Source organism: Paenibacillus agaridevorans, from assembly GCF_018604145.1.
Classification (GTDB): domain Bacteria; phylum Bacillota; class Bacilli; order Paenibacillales; family Paenibacillaceae; genus Pristimantibacillus; species Pristimantibacillus agaridevorans.
In genome coordinates this window covers 3622018-3646275 of sequence record NZ_CP075889.1, presented here as the reverse complement: position 1 = coordinate 3646275, position 24258 = coordinate 3622018, and the positions used below count along the sequence as shown (strand labels likewise).

General features: G+C 54.5%; 22 protein-coding genes and 1 riboswitch. Of the genes, 18 read left to right on the top strand and 4 right to left on the bottom strand.

The features are described 5' to 3' along the window. The first annotated feature begins 117 nt into the window (after window positions 1-117). The 7 genes from KJW29_RS15425 to sufB all read left to right on the top strand — a co-directional run bounded on the left by KJW29_RS15425 (window position 118) and on the right by sufB (window position 6749). On the top strand, window positions 118-423 hold the full coding sequence (locus tag KJW29_RS15425; protein WP_214630454.1) for a YunC family protein: 306 nt from the start codon (window positions 118-120) through the stop codon (window positions 421-423). A gap of 308 nt (window positions 424-731) precedes the next feature. Next, complete coding sequence (locus KJW29_RS15420; protein ID WP_214630453.1) at window positions 732-1313, top strand: DUF1802 family protein; 582 nt, start codon at window positions 732-734, stop codon at window positions 1311-1313. A gap of 85 nt (window positions 1314-1398) precedes the next feature. Next, window positions 1399-2178 carry a Fe-S cluster assembly ATPase SufC gene (sufC, locus tag KJW29_RS15415; RefSeq protein WP_214630452.1) on the top strand — a complete coding sequence of 260 codons (780 nt, stop codon included), beginning with the start codon at window positions 1399-1401 and terminating at the stop codon, window positions 2176-2178. A 22-nt stretch (window positions 2179-2200) separates the two neighbouring features. Continuing rightward, window positions 2201-3508: a Fe-S cluster assembly protein SufD gene (gene sufD / locus KJW29_RS15410; protein ID WP_108995698.1), complete on the top strand. Its 1308-nt coding sequence runs from the start codon at window positions 2201-2203 to the stop codon at window positions 3506-3508. Then, window positions 3505-4731 (top strand): cysteine desulfurase, encoded by a 1227-nt coding sequence (locus KJW29_RS15405; protein ID WP_108995699.1) that lies wholly within the window; start codon window positions 3505-3507, stop codon window positions 4729-4731. Before sufD ends, KJW29_RS15405 begins: the two co-directional genes overlap by 4 nt. After that, window positions 4718-5146 (top strand): Fe-S cluster assembly sulfur transfer protein SufU, encoded by a 429-nt coding sequence (gene sufU, locus KJW29_RS15400; RefSeq protein WP_214630451.1) that lies wholly within the window; start codon window positions 4718-4720, stop codon window positions 5144-5146. The genes KJW29_RS15405 and sufU overlap by 14 nt, the downstream gene beginning before the upstream one ends. 205 nt (window positions 5147-5351) lie before the next feature. Beyond that, window positions 5352-6749, top strand: coding sequence for a Fe-S cluster assembly protein SufB (gene sufB, locus KJW29_RS15395; RefSeq protein ID WP_087571519.1), 1398 nt, complete (start codon window positions 5352-5354; stop codon window positions 6747-6749). Between the two features lie 71 nt (window positions 6750-6820). Here sufB and KJW29_RS15390 read toward each other — a convergent pair whose 3' ends face one another. From KJW29_RS15390 to KJW29_RS15380, 3 genes are all read right to left on the bottom strand, one after another. Then, window positions 6821-7897, bottom strand: coding sequence for an HD-GYP domain-containing protein (locus KJW29_RS15390; RefSeq protein ID WP_214630450.1), 1077 nt, complete (start codon window positions 7895-7897; stop codon window positions 6821-6823). 96 nt (window positions 7898-7993) lie between these two features. Continuing rightward, entirely contained in the window at window positions 7994-9031 is a 1038-nt protein-coding gene (locus KJW29_RS15385; RefSeq protein ID WP_214630449.1) for a ThiF family adenylyltransferase, read from the bottom strand. Between the two features lie 13 nt (window positions 9032-9044). Next, window positions 9045-9788 carry a molybdenum cofactor biosynthesis protein MoaE gene (locus KJW29_RS15380; protein WP_214630448.1) on the bottom strand — a complete coding sequence of 248 codons (744 nt, stop codon included), beginning with the start codon at window positions 9786-9788 and terminating at the stop codon, window positions 9045-9047. A 112-nt stretch (window positions 9789-9900) separates the two neighbouring features. On the opposite strand from KJW29_RS15380, the gene moaA reads away from it, so the two are divergent. The 11 genes from moaA (at window position 9901) to KJW29_RS15325 (ending at window position 23064) form a co-directional block, all read left to right on the top strand. After that, window positions 9901-10902, top strand: a complete 1002-nt coding sequence (moaA, locus tag KJW29_RS15375) for a GTP 3',8-cyclase MoaA (RefSeq protein WP_214630447.1) — start codon at window positions 9901-9903, stop codon at window positions 10900-10902. A gap of 3 nt (window positions 10903-10905) precedes the next feature. After that, window positions 10906-12330, top strand: coding sequence for a bifunctional metallophosphatase/5'-nucleotidase (locus KJW29_RS15370; protein ID WP_214630446.1), 1425 nt, complete (start codon window positions 10906-10908; stop codon window positions 12328-12330). 157 nt (window positions 12331-12487) lie between these two features. Then, on the top strand, window positions 12488-13606 hold the full coding sequence (locus KJW29_RS15365; protein WP_214630445.1) for an HD-GYP domain-containing protein: 1119 nt from the start codon (window positions 12488-12490) through the stop codon (window positions 13604-13606). A gap of 239 nt (window positions 13607-13845) precedes the next feature. Continuing rightward, window positions 13846-15003 (top strand): radical SAM/CxCxxxxC motif protein YfkAB, encoded by a 1158-nt coding sequence (gene yfkAB, locus KJW29_RS15360; RefSeq protein WP_214631157.1) that lies wholly within the window; start codon window positions 13846-13848, stop codon window positions 15001-15003. Between the two features lie 26 nt (window positions 15004-15029). After that, a complete protein-coding gene (gene ytvI / locus KJW29_RS15355) occupies window positions 15030-16061 on the top strand; it encodes a sporulation integral membrane protein YtvI (protein WP_087571526.1) in 1032 nt (343 codons plus the stop codon). Between the two features lie 57 nt (window positions 16062-16118). Continuing rightward, window positions 16119-16221, top strand: a riboswitch (TPP riboswitch). A 159-nt stretch (window positions 16222-16380) separates the two neighbouring features. Beyond that, complete coding sequence (thiC, locus tag KJW29_RS15350; protein ID WP_214630444.1) at window positions 16381-18144, top strand: phosphomethylpyrimidine synthase ThiC; 1764 nt, start codon at window positions 16381-16383, stop codon at window positions 18142-18144. Next, the gene (locus KJW29_RS15345; protein WP_246608731.1) at window positions 18137-19393 is read left to right on the top strand and encodes a ThiF family adenylyltransferase; all 1257 of its coding nucleotides are present in this window, start codon (window positions 18137-18139) and stop codon (window positions 19391-19393) included. The genes thiC and KJW29_RS15345 overlap by 8 nt, the downstream gene beginning before the upstream one ends. Continuing rightward, a complete protein-coding gene (thiE, locus tag KJW29_RS36120) occupies window positions 19390-20301 on the top strand; it encodes a thiamine phosphate synthase (protein WP_214630443.1) in 912 nt (303 codons plus the stop codon). Before KJW29_RS15345 ends, thiE begins: the two co-directional genes overlap by 4 nt. 3 nt (window positions 20302-20304) lie before the next feature. After that, complete coding sequence (locus KJW29_RS15335; RefSeq protein ID WP_214630442.1) at window positions 20305-21102, top strand: thiazole synthase; 798 nt, start codon at window positions 20305-20307, stop codon at window positions 21100-21102. Continuing rightward, window positions 21099-22292, top strand: a complete 1194-nt coding sequence (gene thiO / locus KJW29_RS15330) for a glycine oxidase ThiO (protein WP_214630441.1) — start codon at window positions 21099-21101, stop codon at window positions 22290-22292. Before KJW29_RS15335 ends, thiO begins: the two co-directional genes overlap by 4 nt. Window positions 22293-22320: 28 nt before the next feature. After that, the gene (locus tag KJW29_RS15325) at window positions 22321-23064 is read left to right on the top strand and encodes a GT-D fold domain-containing glycosyltransferase (protein ID WP_214630440.1); all 744 of its coding nucleotides are present in this window, start codon (window positions 22321-22323) and stop codon (window positions 23062-23064) included. Between the two features lie 141 nt (window positions 23065-23205). On the opposite strand, the gene KJW29_RS15320 is transcribed toward KJW29_RS15325, so the two are convergent. Then, on the bottom strand, window positions 23206-24225 hold the full coding sequence (locus KJW29_RS15320; protein ID WP_281426363.1) for a ketoacyl-ACP synthase III: 1020 nt from the start codon (window positions 24223-24225) through the stop codon (window positions 23206-23208). Window positions 24226-24258 lie beyond the last annotated feature (33 nt).

The following is a 24258-nucleotide window of genomic DNA, read 5'->3' as shown; positions in this document are numbered from 1 at the left end:
CTTGGTCAAGTAGACCTATTCCGCATTCGTCCATACTGAGTCCAAACTCCCGCATATACTGTGAATCAATACGATTCTGCGCATAAGATCCGCGCATCCGAAGGAGGTGGATTTCATATGATGAGGATGGTCCCATTCGTACTGGATGGCGGAGAAACCGTTCTCGGTATCGAAGTGAAGTTGCCGAAGACGACGCTCTTATCCATCTCGACGGATAAAGGGTATATCATGTGCGGGGCGCTTGACGTAACGCTTTTGAACGAGAAGCTCGCGGACAGGGAGATCGTTGCAGGGCGAGCAGTCGGCGTCCGCACATTGGAAGAGCTGTTAAACGCTCCGTTGGAATCGGTAACCTATACGGCAGAGGCTATGGGAATCGTAGCCGGCATGAAGGGCAGCGATGCGCTGAGACGGATGATGTAACACATAAAAACCCAAACATCGAGTCCGTGCAAGGAGTTGCGGCACGGTGTTTGGGGTTGTGTTTGGATTTTCGTCCACATGTTCTTCTCATAACGCGGACTTGACTTCGTTTCGAATCCGTTCCAGACGTCAATAATAGTGGACAGCAGGAAAATCGTTTTGAACAACCACTCCTAGTATAATGGATTAGCTTTCGCCATGGAATACCTTGCTTCTTTACAGATTGACATCCGTCGCCGTTTTTTTCACAATAGAAGGATGTCCAATGCGGACGATGGAGACGGAGATGCAAGGAGGTACATATTAAGATGGATGAGCAAAAAAGGCAAATGATCGCTCTGAAGGAATGGGCGGTGTCGGTCAAAGCGCTGCGCGAAGGCAAACAGATCCTTGTGCTTCGCAAAGGGGGGATTATCGAGGAGACGCGAGACTTCCAGCTCCTCAGCCACAGCTTCTATCTCATGCCGGCGTACGAGCATCAGCGCAAGGAGCTGCTTAAGCATCCTTATCAGGACGGGATGGACGAGACGCTCGAGGAATGGTCGCCTGGCATGGAAAGGGTCAAGCTGGACACGTACGCGGAAGTGACGGACGACATCGAAATTACGGATCAGGAAACGCTGGACAAGCTGAGGGACTGCCATATTTGGACGGATACGTTCGCCGAGGATAGACTCAGGTGGAAGCGCAAGAAGCCGCTTCATCTTTTATTAATGAAGATATACAAGCTTGACGAGCCGGTATATGCGCCTATGAGAGAGGTTTATAACGGCTGCAAGTCATGGGTAAGGCTGGAAGACAGCCTGCCGGAGCCAGCAATGAAGCCCGTTCTAACCGCAGACACGTATGCAGAAGAACGCGAACGGATACGAACGCTCATTGATTTATAACTAAAACTATATTAAAATGATTATTGAGAATCATTGAGAATCATTTCTTTTAGAAGTAAACCAACCTTTGGAGGGATAGCATACAATGGCAACACAATTTGTCATCGACGGTCTGAAGGCCGAAATCGAAGGAAAAGAAATTTTAAAAGGCATCAATCTTGAAATCAAAGGCGGAGAAATTCACGCCATCATGGGACCAAACGGCACCGGCAAAAGTACGCTGGCTTCCGCGCTGATGGGTCATCCCAAATACGAAGTAACGGAAGGCAGCGCAACGCTTGACGGCGAAGACCTGCTGGAGATGGAAGTTGACGAGCGCGCGCGCGCCGGTCTATTCCTTGCCATGCAATATCCTAGCGAAATTCCGGGCGTGACGAATTCCGATTTCCTGCGCAGCGCGATTAACGCACGCCGTGAAGAAGGCAGCGAAATTTCCTTGATCAAATTTATCCGCCAGATGGAAGGCAAGATGAAAGAGCTCGAGATGAGCCCGGAGTTCGCGCATCGTTACCTTAACGAAGGTTTCTCCGGCGGCGAGAAGAAACGTAACGAAATTTTGCAGATGATGCTGCTGGATCCGAAGATCGTCGTGCTTGACGAGATCGACTCCGGTCTCGACATCGATGCTCTTCGCATCGTAGCGAACGGCGTAAACGCGATGCGCAACGAAGATCGCGGCTTCCTGATCATTACGCACTATCAACGTTTGCTGAACTATATTACACCTGACTTCGTTCACGTAATGATGCAAGGCCGCATCGTGAAATCCGGCGGTCCCGAACTGGCTCAGCGCTTGGAAAACGAAGGTTACGACTGGGTGAAGGAAGAACTGGGCATCGTAGACGAAACTGTAGGCCAGGCTTAATCGGAGAAGGAGGTTAATGGCAATGAGTACACAACTAACGACTCCGACCGACCGCGGTTCCGCGGAAGCTCTGGCACGGAGCAAGGGCGAGCCGGAATGGCTCGTAGCGCTGCGCGGCGAAGCTGCCGAACTGGCTGGAACGATTGAGTGGCCGAAGCCCGAGAAGGTGCGCATCGAGCGCTGGAACCTGACGGCTGTCGGAAGTTATGCAGCTTCCACGCCTGCCGGTTCGCTGACCGAGCTTCCTTCGGTCGTACAGGAACTTGTCTCGGAAGGTACGGAGAATTTGATTGTACAACGCAATTCCGGCACGGCTTGGAGACAACTATCGGCCGAACTGGCTGCTAAAGGCGTTATTTTTACCGATTTGGAGACGGCATGCAAGGAACATAGCGAACTCGTGCAGCCCCATCTTTTCCAGGCCGTGAAGAAGGACGAGGACAAGTTGACGGCGCTGAACGCGGCGCTGTGGAACGGCGGCGTATTCGTATACGTGCCGAAAAATGTGGAAGTGGAGCTTCCGCTCCAATCGATTTTGTTCAATGACAATGCGGACGCAACGTTTGCTCCTCATATTCTGATCGTGGCCGATTCCAACAGTCGTGTCACTTACGTCGACTGTGTTGTAACCGACAACTCGGCGGTATCGTCGCCATTTGTACATCCTTCCGTCGTGGAAGTGTTCGTGAAGCCGGGCGCGCTCGTTCGCTTTGGATCCGTACATTCCATGGGCGAAAGCGGAGTAGACATGACTTTGCGCCGCGCAGTCGTAGAGAATGATGGACGCGTCGAGTGGATTATCGGCGATCTCAACGATGGCAACACGTTGTCCGACACGAAGTCGATCATGAAGGGCCAAGGTTCTACTTCCGACGTAAAAGTCATCAGCGTTGGCAAAAACGCGCAACAGATGAGCCTTACTACGCAGGCGGTTCACTTCGGCAAGAGCTCGGACAGCAACATGATCACCCGCGCCGTTATGAAGGATTCGGCTTCCGCGATCATCAACGGCATTACGAAGATCGAACATGGAGCGACGAAGGCGAACGGCGTTCAGACGGAGAAGGTGCTTATGCTGAGCTCTAAAGCGCGCGGCGATGCCAATCCGATTCTTTTGATCGACGAGGACGATGTAACGGCGGGCCACGCGGCCAGCGTCGGCCAAGTCAATCCGGAGCAGGTGTACTACCTGATGTCGCGCGGCATCAGCAAATCCGATGCGGAGCGCCTGATTATTCATGGTTTCCTCGCGCCGGTCGTATCGGAGATTTCCGTAGAAGCAGTACGCACTCAACTTCAGCGCCTGCTCGAAAGGAAGCTAGAGGGATGAATATAAATGCGGTGCGGGAGCAGTTCCCGATATTGCATCAAGAGGTAAACGGGCATCCGCTCGTTTACCTGGATAGCGCGGCGTCTTCCCAGAAGCCGCGTTCCGTCATTGATGCGATGAAAAGGTACTATGAGCTGGATAACGCGAATGTTCACCGCGGCGTGCATACGCTGGGCTCCCGCGCGACCGACGCGTATGAAGGAGCACGCGCGAAAGTTGCGGCGTTCCTGAACGCGGAGACTCCCGAGCAAATTATTTTCACCCGGGGGACAACAACGGCGTTGAACTTGGTCGCTACGGGGTATGCGAGGGCGGTATGCAAGGAAGGCGACGAAATCGTCATTACGCCGATGGAGCATCACAGCAACTTGATTCCATGGCAGCAAGCCGCCAAAGCGACGGGAGCTACGTTAAAGTATATTCCGTTGCAGCCGGACGGCACGATCTTGCTGCAGGATGCAGAAGAAGTCATTACGCCGAATACGAAGGTCGTTGCGATGACGTATGTATCCAACGTGCTTGGCGTCGTGAACCCTATCAAGGAAGTGGCGGAGATTGCCCATCGCAACGGCGCCATCATGGTCGTAGACGGAGCGCAGAGCACCCCGCACAAGAAAGTGGATGTGCAGGAGCTTGGCGCAGACTTCTACGCGTTCTCCGGTCACAAGATGTGCGGCCCTACAGGCATCGGAGCTTTGTACGGCAAAAAGTCGATGCTAAATAACATGGAGCCGATCGAATACGGCGGCGAGATGATCGACTTCGTGGATCTATACGAATCGACGTGGAAGGAGATTCCTTATCGGTTCGAAGGAGGCACGCCGATCATTGCCGGCGCGGTAGGCCTTGGAGCCGCGATCGATTTCCTGGAGAGCGTCGGCATGGATGAGATCGACCGTCATGAGCGCAAGCTTGCGGCATATGCTTACGATAAGCTGTCGGAGATCGACGGAATCGAGATTTACGGACCGAAGAGCGGGCGCGTAGGTCTCATTACGTTTAATCTGGACGATGTGCATCCGCATGACGTCGCGACCGTGCTGGATGCCAAGGGCATTGCAATCCGTGCAGGCCATCACTGCTGCCAACCGCTTATGCGTTGGCTAAATGTGTCGGCAACCGCCAGAGCAAGCTTTTATCTCTACAATACCGAAGAGGACATCGATGCTTTGGTTCGTGGTCTCATCGAGACAAAGGAGTTCTTCGGCCATGCAATTGGATGATTTGTACCGCAGAGTCATAATGGATCATTATAAAAATCCTCGAAACCGCGGCACGATGAACGACGACGCCGTTACGATCAACCTGAACAACCCGACTTGCGGAGATCGTATATCGCTGCAGCTCGTCGTTGAAGACGGCAAGGTAACGGACGCGAAGTTCACGGGCGAGGGCTGTTCCATCAGCATGAGCTCCGCTTCCATGATGACGGAGGCCGTCAAAGGCCAGACGTTCGAAGCGGCGCTTGAGATGGCAGAGCGATTCTCTTCCTTGATGAAGGGCGAGTCGGTGGAATTCGAGGAGCTTGAAGATATCGAAGCGTTGTCGGGCGTCAACAAATTCCCGGCCCGCATCAAATGCGCAACGCTGGCATGGAACGCCCTTCGCAAGGGCATCGAATCGCGGAATGGAAATTGATCTTTAAAAATAGAAGCTCAAAATGGCCGGTTTTCAGCACCGAGAAGATTGGACGAAACTAGAGAGTGAAGAGCGGAGCGTAGCAGCGCTATGTGAGCATCTGAAGGAACGGTTGAGTTCAAGGTTCGACGTCGAGTAGGCTGCGAAGGCATACATCGTGATCAAAAGCGGTCATTTTGAGCTACCTTTAAAGGAGTGAGTTGGAATGGCAAAGTCAATGCCGGAAATGGAAGAATATAAATATGGATTCCGTGATGAGCATAAAGCGATTTTCCAATCGGGCAAAGGGCTGACGCCCGAGATCGTCCGCACGATCTCCGAGATGAAAAACGAGCCGGAATGGATGCTGGAATTCCGTCTGAAATCGCTGGAGCAATTCTACAAAATGCCGATGCCTCGCTGGGGCGGCAATCTGGACGATCTGGACTTTAACGACATTCAATATTACGTGAAACCTTCCGAGAAACAAGGCAAGACTTGGGAGGAGGTTCCTCAGGAAATTAAGGAAACCTTCGACAAACTGGGCATTCCCGAAGCGGAGCAAAAGTTTCTGGCGGGCGTGTCCGCTCAGTACGAGTCGGAAGTTGTTTACCACAGCATGCAGGAGGATCTGGAGAAGCAAGGCGTTATCTTTACGGATACCGATACGGCGCTTCGCGAATATCCGGAGCTTATGAAGGAATATTTCGGAACGATCATTCCTCCGAACGACAACAAATTCGCTGCTCTAAACAGTGCGGTTTGGTCCGGCGGATCGTTTATCTACGTGCCGAAGGGCGTGCAATGCGAAATTCCGCTGCAAGCTTACTTCCGCATCAACTCCGAGAACATGGGTCAGTTCGAGCGGACGCTCATCATCGCGGACGAAGGCAGCTCCGTGCACTACGTTGAGGGCTGTACAGCTCCGATATACAGCACGAACTCGCTGCACAGTGCCGTGGTTGAGATTCTCTGCAAAAAGGATTCCCGCGTTCGTTACACGACGATCCAGAACTGGGCGCCGAACATCTACAACCTGGTTACGAAACGCGCCGTTGCTGACGAGAACGCGCAGATGGAATGGATTGACGGCAACATCGGTTCCAAGCTGACGATGAAATATCCGGCTGTCGTGCTTCGCGGCCGCGGCGCGAAAGGCATGGTATTGTCTATCGCCGTAGCGGGCAAAGGCCAGCATCAGGATGCCGGCGCTAAGATGACTCATTTGGCACCGGACACCAGCTCCACGATTGTATCCAAGTCCATCAGCAAACACGGCGGCAAAGTGACATACCGCGGCCTTGCTTCCTTCGGACGCAATTCCGACGGCGCGAAAGCGAACATCAAATGCGATACGCTCATTCTCGATAACGAGTCGACGTCCGACACGATTCCATACAATGAAATTTTGAACGACAACATCACGCTTGAGCATGAGGCAACGGTATCCAAAGTGTCCGAGGATCAGCTCTTCTACCTGATGAGCCGTGGTCTGTCCGAGGACGAAGCAACTCAAATGATCGTTATGGGCTTTATCGAGCCGTTTACGAAAGAGCTCCCGATGGAATACGCGGTCGAGATGAACCGTTTGATCAAGTTCGAGATGGAAGGCAGTATCGGGTAATTAGACTAAAATATAAGAACCCCTCGGGCTCCGGGGGTTTCTTTGCGTACTTTTAACGGATATGTAAAGGACTACAGATACACATGCTCGATCTCGTAATGCCGATCGATCGTCAGGTCGACGAATTCGTCGTCAATTTGTACAAGGGGCCTGAAAAACTCGGTAGGATGCGTCATGACAATGATGCCGAAACGCTCGTTGTTCAACCTTACGCGCTTGCCGATGAAATTCGGGATCATATGCTTAATAAACGTATGAGTCGTGACAGGATCGATCTCGCTGAAGCTGAGACGATACAGCTCCTTGAGCACGAACAGCAGGTCTCGCTCTTTCTGATAGACGCGAGCCGATATCATCGCGCTGTATATGTCGACAACGGTGATGATCTTCGAGATGGGGTGGATCTCATCGCCCTTAAGCCCATGAGGATAGCCGCTGCCGTCAATCCGTTCGTGATGCTGAAGCGCTCCGATGGCAAGATCCTTTTCCTGGAACGAGCCCAGAATGATCTCGTGACCGTACAGGGTGTGCCGTTTTACTTCTTCGAATTCTTCCTCCGTAAGCTTGCCCGGTTTGTTAAGGATGTCGGCGCTGATCTTGCTTTTGCCGATATCATGCAGGAATCCCGCTTTGCCGATCAGTGAGGCGTCCTCCGACGAGTGGTCGAGCCAGGTCGCCAAATAATAAGCCAGCATGCCAACCTGAACGGAGTGCTGGTAGGTATAGTCATCTTCGGTATTAAGCAAAAGCAGCATGGATACGACGTCGCGTTCCAACTGGAGGTTATCCAGCAGAGGCTGCACAATTTCCGTAACCTCCGCCTCCTGTACGATGCCATCCTCTATTGCAGATTCGAACAGCTTCTCGAAGCGTTTGACAGCGTTCTCGTAAATAGGTTGCACAGTTGGCAGCCACTTGGGATTGACCGTGGATTCCAATGTACGATTAACAGGACTGACTGCTTCTCCCGAAGGCAACACCAGATTTCGGTCCAAGATCTCGACTTGATCAATCTGATGCTGCAGAAGCCGTGAGATTTCGTTCTTGTACAGCCTCGTGCCTTTGGAGAGAACATGCAGCCCATAATGATTAAATATATCGTGGCTTAGTTGGTCTCCGTCTTGTATATCCGTTACATGAATCCTCATAGAGACACCTCTAATATGATTAATTATGCTCAACCAGATATATAGATAGTAACAATCAAACCACCTATTGGCAATATGAAAACGCTCTAAATGATACTAATTACCTAATAGTTCGGCATAAATTGACCTTGCTTTCGACAAATTCTGCGTCCCTTGGATGATAGCTCTTCCGTCGGCGAATAAAACAAAAGTCATACCCTCATCAACCATTCGCAGCCGCAAAAGATAAGGATTTAGCACGATTTCACCCGCGGATGCAAGCCGATTGGCCAGCTCTTCCAGATTGACAGCTCCCGAAGTTCCCGGAGTCAGATGAACGGAATCGCGGCCGCACAATGCGGCTGCTACGGGGGCGGAGGCTTCGTTATCGAGATAATCGAACGATCTTTGGGGTCCGCAGCATGGACAGGAGGGACGCCTGGCGTTGCGGATGGACAGCGGCAGCCAGGAGTGGTTCCAGAGATCGGCCTGGAATAAAGTGCCGTGCAACGCTTCGCGATTGCCGGAGAGCAGCTTAAGCGCCTCTGTTGCTTGCAACGAAGCGATCAGATCGACGATCGGCGAAATGACGCCTGCCGTCTCGCATGTATCCGAAGTCCCCGGTGCGGGGACTTCCGGGAAGACGCAACGGTAACAAGGCGTTTCTCCCGGCAATACCGTCATGCTCATGCCGGAGGCGCCGACAGCTCCGCCGTAAATCCACGGCAAACCATGTTTGACGGCATAATCGTTTAGGAGATATCGAACCGTGAAATTGTCGGTTCCGTCGATAATTAAGTCGACATCGTGCAGCAGAGAAGCCGCGTTATCGCCGTGCAAATCGGCACAAACAGGTTCGATCGTTACAGAGGAGTTGATGGCGGTCAATCTGCGGGCAGCCGCCTCTGCTTTCGGGAGCATATCCTTCGCGTCTTGTTCCGTGTATAGAAGCTGTCGCTGAAGATTGCTCCATTCCACGAAATCGCGGTCGATTAATCGAATAACGCCGACTCCGGAGCGGACCAGATGCTGCGCGGAGACGCAGCCCAGCGCGCCGACGCCTACGACGGCCACACGTGCATTGGACAGCTGTCGCTGACCGTCCTCACCGATAGGCCGGAATCGCATTTGACGGGAATAACGGGTTAGCTCCATGGGGACGCCTCCTTCATTCCGCCGTCAGCCCGGCGATCGGATTCCAGGGACCAAGCTGATGGCCCTTCCATTCGGAGCCGTCTTCCCAGATTTCCTTCTTCCAGATGGGAACGATCTGCTTAAGCCGCTCGATGGCGTAACGGCTAGCCTCGTAGCAATGCTCGCGATGCGGAGCCGATACGGCAATAACGACGCTGGTCTCGGCCGGTCCGACGACGCCCACGCGATGAGAGATCGCGCATAAGGCTCCCGCCCAGCGGCTTGCGATCTCATCGCCGATCTGGGACATGGTCGCTACCGCCATCGGCTCATAAGCCTCGTATTCAAGCCGCACCGTTCGTTTGCCATTCGTCCATTCGCGCGTCGTGCCGACGAATGCGATGGCCGCGCCGTGTTCCGGTACGATTACTTTGGCCAGTACTTCTTCTGTAAGAATGATATCGCTCGTCACAACAAAGCGAGGCGAGTCCGACATATTCTTGTCCCCGCCCTCCGCTAGCTCCTCTCCGCCGGAAACGGGAGGAAGAAGCGCAAGCTCGTCCGAGGCTTGGACGGTCTCTCCGTCGGCTACGTAGGCGTGGTTGCGCGCAACGAAGCAGGTCGACAGCAGGGAAGAATGATCGCTGTTCTCTCTTGCGATCATCGATTTCAGCTGGCTGGCAGTCAATTGTCCTTGATCAAGAGCAAGGACGAGCTGAGCCGTGCCGAGACGCTCCGGCAATCCGGCGAACAGCTTGATGGTCCAGGTATAAAACATATATGTGCAGCTCCTCGCAACAGCCTGTAACAGGGCTTTAGATTGCTACTAGAATACCATAAACGCAAAAAAAATGTTATGCTGTAAGGTACATGGAAAGGTGGTGCGCAGTATGCCGGAGCTAAAGGATCGGTATGGAAGAGAACATGATTATTTGAGAATTTCAGTAACCGATCGCTGCAATCTGCGCTGTCTTTACTGCATGCCCGAGGATGGAGTGGAATTTACCGAATCAACCAACCTGCTGAGCTATGACGAAATCGTCGAGGTCGTAAAAGCAGGGGCGGAGCTCGGTATCAAAAAGCTGCGCATTACGGGCGGCGAACCCCTGATCAGACCCGGTCTGGACGAACTGATCTCGAGGTTGTCGCGCATACCAGGCATTAACGACATCGCGCTGACGACAAACGGCATCTTCCTGGCTAAGCAAGCACAAGCGCTTAAAGAAGCAGGTTTGAAGAGAGTGAATATCAGTCTGGATACACTTGATGCGGCAAGGTTTCGGTTCATAGCCAGGCGCGGAGATCTGCGGAGGGTGCTTGAAGGCATAGAAGCGGCAGCTGAAGCCGGGTTTGATCCCATCAAGCTGAATTGCGTCCTGCTCAAAGGCGTCAACGAAGACGAAATCATGCAATTCTTAAAGCTCGCTTACGAGCGGCCGCTTCATGTGCGGTTCATAGAATATATGCCGATCGGCCATGCCGACGAGAATTGGCGGAAACATTATCTTCCTCTTTCCCGCGTGATCGAGATTGCGGAGGAAGAAGGGTATAAGCTGGCGCGGAAGGAAGGCGTGACAGGCAACGGCCCTTCCGACGATTGGCAGATGGCAGGGGCTGTCGGCTCCTTTGGCTTGATCCATCCCATCAGCGACCACTTCTGCAGCAACTGCAATCGTCTGAGATTAACGGCTGATGGCAATCTAAAACCTTGTCTGTACTGGGTGGATGAGCTTAACGTTAAGGAAGCGCTCGGGGATCCGGATGCCATAAAGCAATTGTATTACAAAGCGATGGATATTAAGCCGGAGAATCACGAGATGGCCGCGAAGCTGGCAAATTCGGCGCAATCTCATGTGCCGACGGAACGACGCATGTCGCAAATCGGAGGATAAGGTATGGAGATAAAAGTTGTGCTCATGCACAGCAATGACATTCATAGCCGGCTGGAGAACGCCGCGCGAATTTCGACCATGATCGCCGAGGAGCGAAGAACATGGGGAGCGGGCCGCGTGCTTGCGGTAGACTGCGGCGATCATATGGATCGGATGAGACAAGAGACGGAAGGCAGCGACGGACAGGTTAATATCAGACTTCTGCAGGAGGCCGGTTACGAGGCAGTTACGCTGGGCAACAACGAGGGACTGACCTACACGCCGGAGACGTTGGAACAGCTGTACGCCCCCGTGTCGGAGTTTAGCGTCGTCTGTGCCAATCTGCTCACGCTGGAGACGGGGGAACGCCCAGAGTGGCTGTGCCCCAGCCGGATTATCGTCAAGAACGGTCTCCGGATCGGCCTTATCGGCGCTACGGCCGCTTTCGGCCAGTTCTATGAGCTGCTGGGCTGGAAGGCGACTGAGCCCGTGGAGGCGATTCGTGCCGAAGCGGAGCGGCTACAGGGTAGAGCTGACATTGTCGTCGTATTATCGCATCTCGGCATTCGATTCGATCAAAAGCTGGCGGAAGAAGTTCCGGGCATCCATCTTATTCTGGGCGGACATACGCACCATCTGCTGGAAGTGCCGCTTATCGTTAACGGAGTTATGATCGCGGCAGCGGGGAAGTTCGGCGAATACGTCGGACGCATCGAGATTGGCTGGGATGAAGCCCGGTCCGAGCCCTTGCTGCGCGGGCAAGCCATTCCCACCGGCGCCTACGCCGAGAGACCTGCGGCGGAGGATATTATCCACGAGTTCCGCGAATCCAGCCGCGTCAGTCTGGGACGAGTGGCCGCCTTTCTCAACGAACCTCTACCGTCTCATCCGGGACGCGAAAATCCGCTTGCCAATCTGCTCGCGATCGGCATCAGGCGATGGACGAATGCCGAGATCGGGATTGTTAACGCAGGACAGCTGCTTGGCGGTCTCGCGATTGGGGAAGTAACCGCCGGAGAGCTTCATGCCATCTGTCCTTCGCCGATTAATCCGTGCCTGATGACCATCGCCGGGTCCAAGCTGAGGACGGCGCTGGAGCAATCGCTCCAGGAGGAGTTCGCTTCCAAGGCGATCAAAGGCTTTGGCTTTCGGGGTGAGGTGCTCGGAGGCCTTGCAATTGACGGCATGACGGTGGAATTCGACATGCGCCGGGAGCCGATGGATCGTATCGTCGAAGCGCGAGTAAACGGCTCGCTTCTGGAGGACGGAAGGCTCTACGAGGTAGGCTCGATTGATATGTTCAGCTTTAAGGTGGGCTACGAGTCTTTGGCCGAGGCGGAGAGTTATCGCTATTATTTGCCGGAGTTCATCCGCGATGTGCTGGAGCGGGAATTAAGCTCCGAGCCTTCGCTAAGGAGCTGCAAAGAGAAACGTTGGCTTCGTTTGTAAGCTTTTGTCGTCACATTTTAGAAAATTTCGGAGTTTTTTGTCGAACAATTAGCATATTATGGTTGCGAAAATTCGCATTTTCACGTAAATTAACAATACAAGATCGTATTTCCGATATGTATAGTTAGGGACGTCACAGCGGGGAAGGACCGAGAAAATGCGTTTGCTATCCGTTATGCAATGCAAGCCGGGAATGAGACTGGCCAAGAGAATATTTTCGGAAGACGGCATCGTGCTGCTTGGCGAGAGGATGGAGCTTACCAGCCGACTAATCACGAGGCTTGCCGAATGCGGGGTTCAATACGTATACATCGAAGATGCGCGAACGGAGGATATTAATCCCCCCACCCTGATCCGCGAAGATACGTTCCGAATGGCGGTTAAAGAAATCCGTACGAATTTCCGCACGCTGATGGAGCGGCCTAATAGGAAAAAGGGCTCCGCCTACCCCTATATCGCCCAGCCCTTTAAAGCGATGATGAACTTAATTATAGATGATCTGTCCAATCAGGAAGATGCCATGATCATGCTTATGAACATGGGAACAGTCGATCATTATCTGTTCCAGCATTCGCTGAACGTTTGCGTATACTCGACGCTGCTTGGCATGTCGAGCGGTTACTCGCGCGACGAACTGACGACCCTTGGTCTCGGAGCTCTGCTGCATGATATTGGCAAGACGCAGATTAACGTCAATGTACTAAAGAAACCGGATCAGCTGACCAGAGAAGAATTCGAACTTATGAAGCGTCACCCTCAGCTCGGTTATGAAATGTTAAAGGATCAGCCGAACTTGTCGCTTCTCGTAGCGCATTGCGCCTTCCAGCATCATGAGCGTTTGGACGGCAGCGGATATCCGCGAGGCATCAAGGGCAATGAAATTCATGACTACGCGAAGTGGATCGGCTTGGTCGATTCTTACGACGCCATGACGACAAACCGCGTGTACCGGTCTCCGATGCTGCCGCATGATGCGATGGAGCGGTTGTACGCGGGCACGGGCACTTTGTACGAGCAGCGGATGCTGCAGCTGTTCAGGGACAAGGTGGCGATTTATCCCATCGGCATGTCTGTCCGATTAATGACGGGTGAGCGAGGCATCGTCGTAGATCTAAATTCCTCCTACCCGCACCGCCCTGTGGTACGAGTCCTCAGCAACGAAGCGGGAGAAGAGCTTAAGGCGCCGTACGAGATCGATCTGTCCAAGCAGCTTACAGTCATGATCGTCGGAGTAAACGACGAAGAGACGGACGTGCCGCTTGTGTCAGGCATTTAACTGAACGCCGAGCCATTGATGCTTGCATTTACCGCAATGCAGCGATGGTTGTTTCAAGAGGCCCGCAAGGCCTCTTTTTTCTGTCGGTTTTTGGATGAAGTCCATCCGGGCGACGTTTTTACACCATTTTATTTGCTTCCTCAAACATCTCACATTACAATAATAGAAGATATGATGGCAAGCGGACTTTTTGAACAACCTCTAGAACGGAAGTTAGGTGCTGAAAGCTGATGAAACCGATGAACAAGCTGGATACGACATGGCCGCATTTGGGCATGACAACCCGCGACATACTGCCTCCTTTGACTCCCTCCAATGACCCTTGGGATCCGCTTAACTCGCTTAAGCAATTCGGTCGCCATGTACTGACAAGCGTGGAGATGACGGTTACGAATTTATGCAATATGCGCTGCGAGCACTGTGCCGTAGGCGATACGCTGGTCATGATGGAGCCAGCCAAAATTCCGCTGGACAATATGCTGCGTCGTCTGGACGAGGTCGAGCATCTGCAGACGATCAGCATTACGGGCGGCGAGCCCACCTTCTCGGAACGTACCGTCAAGGAATATATGCTGCCGCTTCTGCAATACGCGAGAAGCCGGGGCGTTCGCTCGCAGATTAACTCCAATGTAACTTTGCCTTATAACAGGTACGAACTTTTGGCTCCTTTCCTCGACGTTATGCATATCTCGTTTAACTACACGTCGGCGCAGGACTTCCATGAGATCGGCTTCGCCAAAGCGGGTCATGCCGTCTCCAAGGAAGCCGCAGCCAAGCTGTACGCACGAATGATCGACAACGCCAAGCGGCTCAGCGATGCAGGCGTGCTCGTATCCGCCGAATCCATGATCAATTATCGGACGCACGAAAAGATCGATCAAATTCATGAGCTGATTCTCGAGATGGGCTGTCAGCGTCATGAGGTTCATCCCATGTATCCAAGCTCATTCGCCCGCGATCTGCCCGTCATTACGAAGGAGCAGATGCGCAAAGCGGTAGAGCTGCTGCTGGATCGCCGCGATCCGTCGGTCTGGATGCTGTTCGGCACGTTGCCTTTCTACCAATGCAGCGACGATGCAGAGGATCGTAGACTGCTCAGAAGATTGGCTGGCGAGCCTAACGTGACGGTCAGGAACGATCCCGACGGACGGAACCGTCTCAACGTCAACTTGTTCACGGGCGAGGTGTTCGTCACCGACTTCTCCGATGTGCCGGCGTTCGGCAATATCTCGACGTCCCGCCTCGACGACGTATTCGGCAAGTGGCTGGATCACAAGCTCGCCCGAAGCGTAAATTGTTATTGTCCCGCAGCCGCTTGCTGCGGTCCCAACCTGCTAGTAAAGGATATGTATTACGGCGACGTCGATTTCCACATGCGCGAAGCCAAGCTTGAATAGAAATAGAGGAAGGAGGGATAACCCGCATGTCTATAAGGACAATCGTGCTTATCGCGGTAGGTTTGCTGCTTATTTATTTGATGTTCACCGTAGGCGCGCCGTTCTTGCTTGCATTGATCGTAGCGATCTTTCTGGAACCGCTGACCGTATTCCTGATGAAGCGATTCCGGCTCAACCGGCTGGTGTCCGCCGTCATATCCAGTACATTGTTCACGGTCATTCTCGTCGGTCTCATCGTGTTGCTGGGAATGAAGATTATCGCAGAGCTGATTGCATTTCTGGAGAAGGTGCCGAATTACTTCGAAAATGCAAGCACTTTTGTCGACAACCTGCTCGTTGACGCCAGAGGGCTGTACCAGAATCTTCCTCCGGATGCCATCGCGACGCTGGAAGAATATCTGATGAGCCTAACGAACACGATTACTTCGATGGTAGGCAAGCTGTCATCGACTGTCTTGGGCTTCGCTTCGACGCTCCCGGGCATGTTTATCTTCTTTATCGTCTTCCTGGTTGCCGTCTACATGTTCAGCTTTAGCCTTAATACGATGAAGGCATCCGTCTTGTCCTTCTTCGACGAATCGTCGCGTTCCCAAGTGGACCAGGTGCTGAACAATCTGCGCAAGTCGATCTTCGGCTTCCTGCGCTCCCAGATTATTCTTAGCGGCATGACCTACATACTTTCACTGATCGGTTTGCTCATACTTGGCATCAAATATCCTATGGCTATCGCGCTGCTCATCATTATTGTGGATATTTTGCCTATTTTGGGCACAGGCTCCGTGCTTGTCCCATGGGCATCGTATTTGCTGCTGACGGGCGATATCTATACCGGCATCGGGCTGATTGTGTTGTTCCTCGTCATTACGGTATTCCGCCGCATCGTGGAGCCGAAAATTCTGGGGGATTCCGTCGGTATCGGCGCGCTTCCGGCACTGATCAGCCTCTATGTAGGCTTTAAGCTGGTCGGCGTTATCGGAGTATTTATCGGTCCGCTCGTCGTCATTATTTATATGGCGGCAAGGCAAGCGGGGCTGTTCCAGCAGAAGATCAAGCTGTAAGTGTTTGGGAAAGTTAGGGTTGACAGCAGCCGCGAGCACGAAGTATAGTCAAACAAGGAAATCCACTAGGGGCGCCGAAAGGCTGAGATAAAGCGATTGCTTTGGTCCCTTTGAACCTGATCTGGGTCATGCCAGCGTAGGAAAGTGGGACATAGGATACCGGCTTGCCGGTCGCCGAAGGCAACTTCGCCGGCTTTGTGCAAGCCTAAGTATCAACGTCATTGTACGTCTGCGTGAGCGGCGTCGACCATTAACTTTCTTATATGTTGAGTATGCCTCCAGGTGGAATTCCACAAATTCCATGAGGAGGTTTTTTGTTATGCCGATTATGACAACGCCATTGCCGGGAAGCCGAAAGGTCTATGTAGAAGGGAGTCATTCTTCCATTCGCGTGCCGATGCGCGAGATAGCGCTGACTCCCAGCCAGTCGAGAAGCGGAGAGGAGACGCCGAACGAGCCGGTGCTCGTCTACGATGCGAGCGGTCCATATACGGATACGGGCTACCGGGCCGACGTCAGAAAGGGGCTGCCGCCGCTACGTGAAACATGGATCGTGGAGCGTGAGGATGTCGAGCGATATGAAGGACGCGAGGTGAAGCCCGAGGACAACGGCTTCGTATCCGAGGAGAGAGCCAGGACGAGAGGCGCCGAAATATTTCCGAACTTGGATCGCAAGCCGCTTCGAGCGAAGGAAGGACGCAATGTGACACAGCTTCATTACGCGAGACAAGGCATCGTTACGCCGGAGATGGAGTACATCGCGATACGCGAAGGGATGGAGCCGGAATTCGTAAGGGACGAAGTGGCAAGGGGGCGGGCTATTATCCCCGCGAACATCAATCATCCCGAATGCGAGCCGATGATTATCGGACGAGGGTTCCATGTAAAGATCAATGCCAACATCGGCAACTCCGCCGTTGCCTCCTCCATCGAGGAAGAGGTAGAGAAGATGACGTGGGCGACCAGATGGGGAGCCGATACGATCATGGATCTGTCGACAGGCAAGAACATCCATACGACCCGGGAATGGATCGTTCGCAATTCGCCGGTTCCGGTAGGGACCGTGCCGATCTATCAGGCGCTAGAGAAGGTGAACGGCAAAGCGGAGGATCTCAGCTGGGAGGTATTTAGAGATACCTTGATCGAGCAGGCGGAGCAAGGCGTCGACTACTTCACGATCCATGCGGGCGTATTGCTTCGGTACATCCCGCTGACGGCCAAGCGCGTAACGGGCATCGTATCTCGCGGAGGCTCTATTATGGCAGCCTGGTGTCTGGCTCATCACAAGGAGAACTTCCTGTATACGCACTTTGAAGAAATCTGCCTCATCATGAAGCGTTACGACGTGTCGTTTTCGCTTGGCGACGGCTTGCGGCCAGGCTCCATCGCGGATGCCAACGACGATGCGCAATTCGCGGAGCTTGATACGCTGGGAGAGCTGACGAAGATTGCCTGGAAACATGACGTGCAAGTGATGATCGAAGGGCCCGGGCATGTACCGATGCATTTGATCAAAGAAAATATGGACCGCCAACTGGAAGTATGCGACGAAGCGCCGTTTTACACGCTGGGTCCGCTGACGACCGACATCGCGCCGGGCTACGACCATATTACGTCCGCGATCGGAGCGGCGATGATCGGCTGGTTCGGCACGGCGATGCTCTGCTACGTAACGCCGAAAGAGCATCTGGGGCTGCCGAACAAGGAAGATGTCAAGGAAGGCGTTATCACTTACAAAATCGCTGCCCACGCGGCGGATTTGGCCAAAGGCCATCCTCGCGCGAAGCTGCGGGACGATGCACTCTCCAAAGCGCGCTTTGAGTTCCGCTGGCGCGATCAGTTCCATCTATCGCTTGATCCGGAGCGGGCAATGTCCTACCACGACGAGACGCTGCCGGCGGAAGCGGCAAAGTCGGCGCATTTCTGCTCCATGTGCGGCCCCAAATTTTGCAGCATGCGCATCACGCAGGACATCCGGGAATATGCGGAGCAGAACGGTCTCGATACGGAGGAAGCGATCGAAGCGGGGCTCAAGGAGAAGTCGGCCGCATTTAAGGCCGGAGGCAACGAAATCTATGCGTGACGGGATGGCCGGCGGAGAAGGAGGCGGAGCTCCCGCTGCCATTGCCGGCGCCGGGGGGCAGCCGGCCGGCTCGAGCGCGACGTCGGAGGACGGTCTTCGCGCGAGCTGGAGGGAACGTTATTCCCGCCAAATCCGTTTCGCGCCGATCGGCGAGGCCGGGCAGCTTCGCCTCCGCCAAGCCAGCGTGTTGATTGCAGGCTGCGGAGCGCTCGGCGCTTCGCTCGTCCAGCATATGGCAAGAGCCGGCGTTGGACGACTCGTGATTGTAGACAGGGACTATGTGGAGCCTAGCAATCTGCATCGTCAAACGCTGTTCGACGAGGAGGATGCCCGCAAGGTTTTGCCCAAAGCGAAGGCTGCGGAGACAAAGCTTCGGCGGATAAACGGAGAGGCGATTATCGAGGCGCATGTGGCAGATATAAGCCAGCATAATGTTGGCAAATTCGCAGCCGGTACCGATCTGATCCTGGACGGAACGGATAACGCGGCTACTCGACTGCTGCTCTGCAACGAGGCGTTCCGGCTTGGCATCCCGTTTATATACGGCGGCGCAACTGCTTCTCAAGGCATGAGCGCGATGTTGGTCCCAGGCCGGACGGCTTGCCTGTCCTGTTTGATCGGCCAAGAGGATGAGGCCGAGGAAGGAGATTCCTGCGATACGCGGGGCGTCTTGTCCGCGACAGTGGAATTCGTGGCCGCGCTACAGACCGCCGAAGCCGTCAAGTGGCTGACAGGCAATAAGGCATCCGTCCGCGGAACATGGTTGAATGCGGATGTATGGAATTTTGCCGTTCGGGAATATAAGCTGCCGTCCGGAGTTGCTTCTTGCGGAAAATGCGGCCGCCAAGCGCGGTCGCACAGCGCAGAGGTACATTCGGTCGAGAGCGGCTTGCGGCAGCGTCTCCAAGACGGCGACGATGTTAACTTCCCGGATAATCGTGAGCGGGAGTCGCGCTTGCACGGGCGGCGATCGACGGCGTTATGCGGCCGGGACACGGTTCAAGTGACTATGGGTTTCGCGCTCGAGCTGGAGCGGGAAGTTAAATATTTGAAGCGGCTTGGGTGCGGCGTAACCGTTAATCCTTACTTGGTAAAAGCTGAGCTGCCATCGCCTTGTACAGAGAAGCTGGTGCTGTTTCCGGACGGCAGAGTGCTGGTGCAAGGCACGTCGGACATGGCGGAGGCGGAACGGATATGCGACGAATATCTTAGTCGCCCTAATCGAAGAGTGGAGGGAACGGCTGGATGAGCAAAAGAGTGGACTGGGAGAAAATCAGGTTATATGTCATTACCGCGCCGGATGCCCACCCGGGCAAATCGGTGACCGACGTGATGGAGCAGACGCTCATCGGCGGAGCGGGCATGCTGCAGCTGCGCAACAAGACGGGATCAAGATCGGAAGTGCTGGAGCAGGCACGGGCACTGAGAGTGCTGACCCGAAGATACGGCGTGCCTTTTATCGTCAACGATTATCCCGATATCGCGCTGGAAGTCGATGCCGACGGCGTGCATCTGGGGCAGGACGACATGTCGATTAAAGAAGCGCGGGCTTTGCTAGGCGACGATAAAATAATCGGCATCTCCACCCACTGCGCGGAGCATGCCATCGAAGCTGAGCGGGAGGGAGCGGATTACATAGGCGTGGGGCCCGTTTTCCCGACGAATACGAAGCCGGGCAAGGCGGCAGTGACAACGGCTTATGTGGCGGAGGCCGCAAGTCTGGTGTCCATTCCATTTGTAGCGATAGGCGGCATTACGACGGACAATGCGGATGCCGTCATCTCTGCGGGGGCCAAGCGGCTATGCGCCGTGTCAGCGATCGTGGGAAGCGAGGATCCTGCGGCCGTCTGCCGTGAGCTTCTGCATAAGCTCACGGCAGCAGACCGGGCAGAGGAATCTTCCAAGGCCAATGCGATTGCAGACGAGCGGGAAACGTCCGGGCATAAAACTGAAGAAAATGTAACTTTATCGCTGAACGGCAGTTCCTATCAAACCCGCTCAGCCACTCTCGATTGTTTGCTTGCGGAGCTCGGACAGCGCGACAAGCGGCTTGTAGCAGAGGTAGACGGCGAGATTGTGCCTCGGTCGCGCTGGCAGGAGACGACGCTTGCGGACGGACTGCGCATCGAGCTCATTCAATTCGTGGGGGGAGGCTAGAAAATGATGAACCAGCAGAATGGACTGACGATCGCGGGAGTAACGTTTGGCTCGCGGTTTCTGTTCGGGACGGGGAGATTCCCCAGTCCCGCCGAGCTTAGGGAGTCGCTAGTCGAATCCGGCGCCGAAATTGTGACCTTCGCCGTTAGACGCGTCAATCTGGAGCATACGGAAGACGATTCCGTGCTGCAGCATCTGGAAGGAAAAAAGCTGACTTACTTGCCTAATACATCGGGCGCGCGAGTGGCGGAGGAAGCCGTTCGGATTGCCAGATTGGCACGGGAGGCCGGACTCGGCAATTGGATCAAGGTGGAGATCAGCGGAAGTCCCGTTACTCTTCTTCCCGACCCCATCGAGACGTTAAAAGCGACGGAGCAGCTCGCCAAAGAAGGTTTCGTCGTATTGCCGTATACATCGGATGATCCGATTCTTTGCAAGCGCCTGGAGGAAGCGGGCGCAGCCGCGGTCATGCCGGGAGGCTCTCCGATCGGGACGGGACTTGGACTTCTTAATCCTTATCATCTGTCGCTTATTATCGAAGAGGCGAATGTTCCCATAATTGTGGATGCGGGAATCGGCTCTCCCAAGGATGCCGCGGAAGCGATGGAGCTTGGAGCAGCTGGCATTCTGGCCAATACGCCTGTAGCGAAGGCGGGGAATCCCGTTAGAATGGCGAAGGCTTTCGCGCTTGCTATCGAAGCGGGACGGATCGCTTACGAGGCAGGACGCATTCCGAGGAAAAGATATGCTTCCGCCAGCAGCGACGAAGCCGGTTCCCTGTTTGCCGCGGGACCGACATGAGCGCGTACTCGCGGAGGCAATCCGTTATCGTGCTCGGAGGCGGTATTATCGGCTTGTCCTGCGCCCTCGAGGCTGCGCTTCGCGGTCATAGGGTAACGCTTGCGGAGCCGGGCAGAATCGGCGGCCAGGCGTCCGGCGCCGCTGCCGGCATGCTGGCTCCGTATTCGGAGAATCCCGAGGGGGCCGATGCATTCTTCCGCCTCTCGCTGGGCAGCCTGCGCCTTTATCCGGAATGGATTCGCAGCGTGGAGGAGATATCGGGCATGTCGGTAGAATGGGAGAGATCCGGCAGCTTAAACATCCTGCAGCATGAAGCCGATCTGCTGCCAGCCGAGGGCAGAATGCGGTGGCAGAACGGCTGGGGAGCCGGGGCGGAGCTGATCGACAAGGATGAGCTTCGGGGATTGGAGCCTGCGCTTGCCGAAGAAGCCGTCGGGGCTGTCTACCTACCAGAGGAGAGCCACGTGTACGCGCCGAAGCTGGTCGAAGCGCTTGCTGCGGCATGCAAGCGTACAGGCGTCCAAATACTGGAGCACGCCGGCACTGTCGAATCGCTTCACCGATCGGACATCGGCGGGAGCCGAATCGCCATGAGCGGACTGCCTGCCGTGCTGGCTGCCGATCGTGTCGTCCTATGTCCAGGTGCATGGTCCTCGGCATACGAACAACATTTGGGTCTGAATCTGCCTGTCCATCCTATAAGGGGCCAAATTTGTTCTTATTCCTCTCCCGCGCAATGGAGAGAACCTTTGCGGCACATCGTATTCACCAGCCAGGCTTACTGGGTAAGCAAGCGGAACGGCACGGTCGTCTGCGGGGCATCGGAGGATGTGGCGGGTTACGAAACCAGCGTAACAGAGCATGGCATTGGGCGATTAACGAGGGCAACCGACCGTTTTCTACCGGACCTGAGGGGGAATAAGCCTGCGTTTGGCTGGGCTGGGTTGCGTCCTGCCACACCGGACGGGATGCCGCTGATCGGAGCTGCGGGAGGCAAGGGAGAGTGGCTGATGGCTGCCGGACATTACCGCAACGGCATCTTGTTAAGCCCGGCAACGGGTCGGCTTATCGCCGATCTGCTGGACGGCGAGCCGGATGAGAAGAAGCTAGCCGGACTAGCCCCTTTTGCTCCGGCAAGGTTTACGGCAAGACAAGGGTCCAAGCAAGCTACGGCAGGGCACATATATTGATGCAAGAAAGCATGTAGAAGCAACGGAGGTGCGAATTGCATTGATATCCCATATTACCAACGATCAATTGCTGGCGAAGGAAATCATCGTGGAGAGGATCCGGGATTCGCTGTCCAATAAAACCCCTTTCTTTCTCGTCCGGATCGGCGACGGCGAAAATTTTGTGCTGTCGCAGGATTCGGTCTACACGATGCAGCAGACACTAAGCCAGTTGTGGGTGAAAATCGCAAACGAGGGCCGCAAAGGCGTTCGTATACCCAATATCGAAATCCGCGACCGTATGGTGGAGGCGATCAAGGAAGCCGATATCGTAGGCGTTCTGGCGCAGAACGACAATACGATCAGAGCGCATCCCAATCATAAACGTCCGCTTACGGACAAAATCTTCAACCACTTCGGATTGCAACCCAAAGCGTTGTGCAATGCAATCGTCAATCGCGAGCTGATCTATTTCAAGCCCTTCTGGGAAATGCTGTCGGAGCAGGGCAGCCGCGTCATTTTGATCTCCAGATGGGCCGGAGGGACAAAGCAGCGGCTTATTCGGCCGCCCTACAATCTGAGCATTCCGTTTACGCTGCCCTTCGAAAGGTATGAAATGATGGACGAGACGCTGGCCAAGATCGAAAGCAGGCAGGACGAATTCGATATCGCCCTTGTTTCTTGCGGCGTCAATGCTGTCGTGCTTGCGCACGAAATTACGAAGCGGACGGGGAAGGTGGCCATGGACTTCGGCATCGGCTCCCAGATTATTTCCAGCGTAAAACTGAAATAAGTTGGAAAAACTAAGAGCCCTCCCGGAGGAAGATGATTTAACCATCAACCCTTCCGGAACGGCTCTTTGCCGCGTATTGGGCATATACAGCGAGACCTGCTCTATGGGCCAAGCGGGGGCACGCCGTGTCACGCCGTGTCCTTAAAACGACCAGCGAAGGATAACGCCAGCTTGCGTCAAGCCTCCGCCGAAGCCGTGAAGCAAAACGTGATTCCCCGCTTGCAGTCTTCCGTCCTTGACGGCGTCATCCATCGCAAGCGGGATAGAGGCGGCCGACGTGTTGCCGTACTTCGCGATAGAAGACAGCGCTTGATCCTCTGAAAAGCCGCATCGCTCGCATAGCGCCTCTATGATTCGCTGATTGGCGTTATGCGGAGCGAACCAATCCACTTGATGCGCAGCCAAACCGGCGCTCTCAAGCAGCTCCGAAACTCCTTCCGAGACGCTGGAAAGCGCCCATCGGTACACCTCGCGTCCATTCTGTACAAGCTTGCCGCTCGGCACAAGATCGTATTCGCCGATTCGCGACGACAAATGGCTGGCGTAGACATGCCGTCCGCCGTTGCCGTCGGTCCGGGCGAAGGAGCCCAGGAAGTCTCCCTCTCCATCAATAGTTCGTTCCACCAACACGGCGCCCGCTCCGTCGCCGAACAGTATGCAGGTCGTACGATCGGAGTAGTCCGTAATTTTGGACAAGGCATCGGCTCCTACGACCAATATTTTATGATGAAGCCCGGTCATGAGAAGCCCGTTTGCGAGCTGCAGACCTGCGGTGAAACCCGCGCAGGCGGCTTGGATGTCGATCGCTCCGCATTGGGCTATGCCAAATTTGGCCTGAATGCCAGCCGCGATGCTGGGGAATATGGTATCTGGCGTGGAGGTGGCTACAATAATGTAATCAACATCGTCCAGTTGCACATCGTACCTGGAAGCCAGGTCGGCAACCGCACGGCAGGCCAAATCGCTGGTATATTGATGCGGCGCCGAAATTCGGCGTTCGCTTATGCCGGTCCGTTGCACGATCCACTCATCGGAGGTTTCGACCAGCTTCTCCAGGTCCGCGTTGGTCATGACATTGTCCGGCACATAAGTTCCTATTGCGGCAATACGGGAGTTGGATCGGTAAGCGGCTTTGCTTGGGATATCGGCTTTTCTGCTCACGGGTCTACACAACCTTTCGTATATTTTTATTAT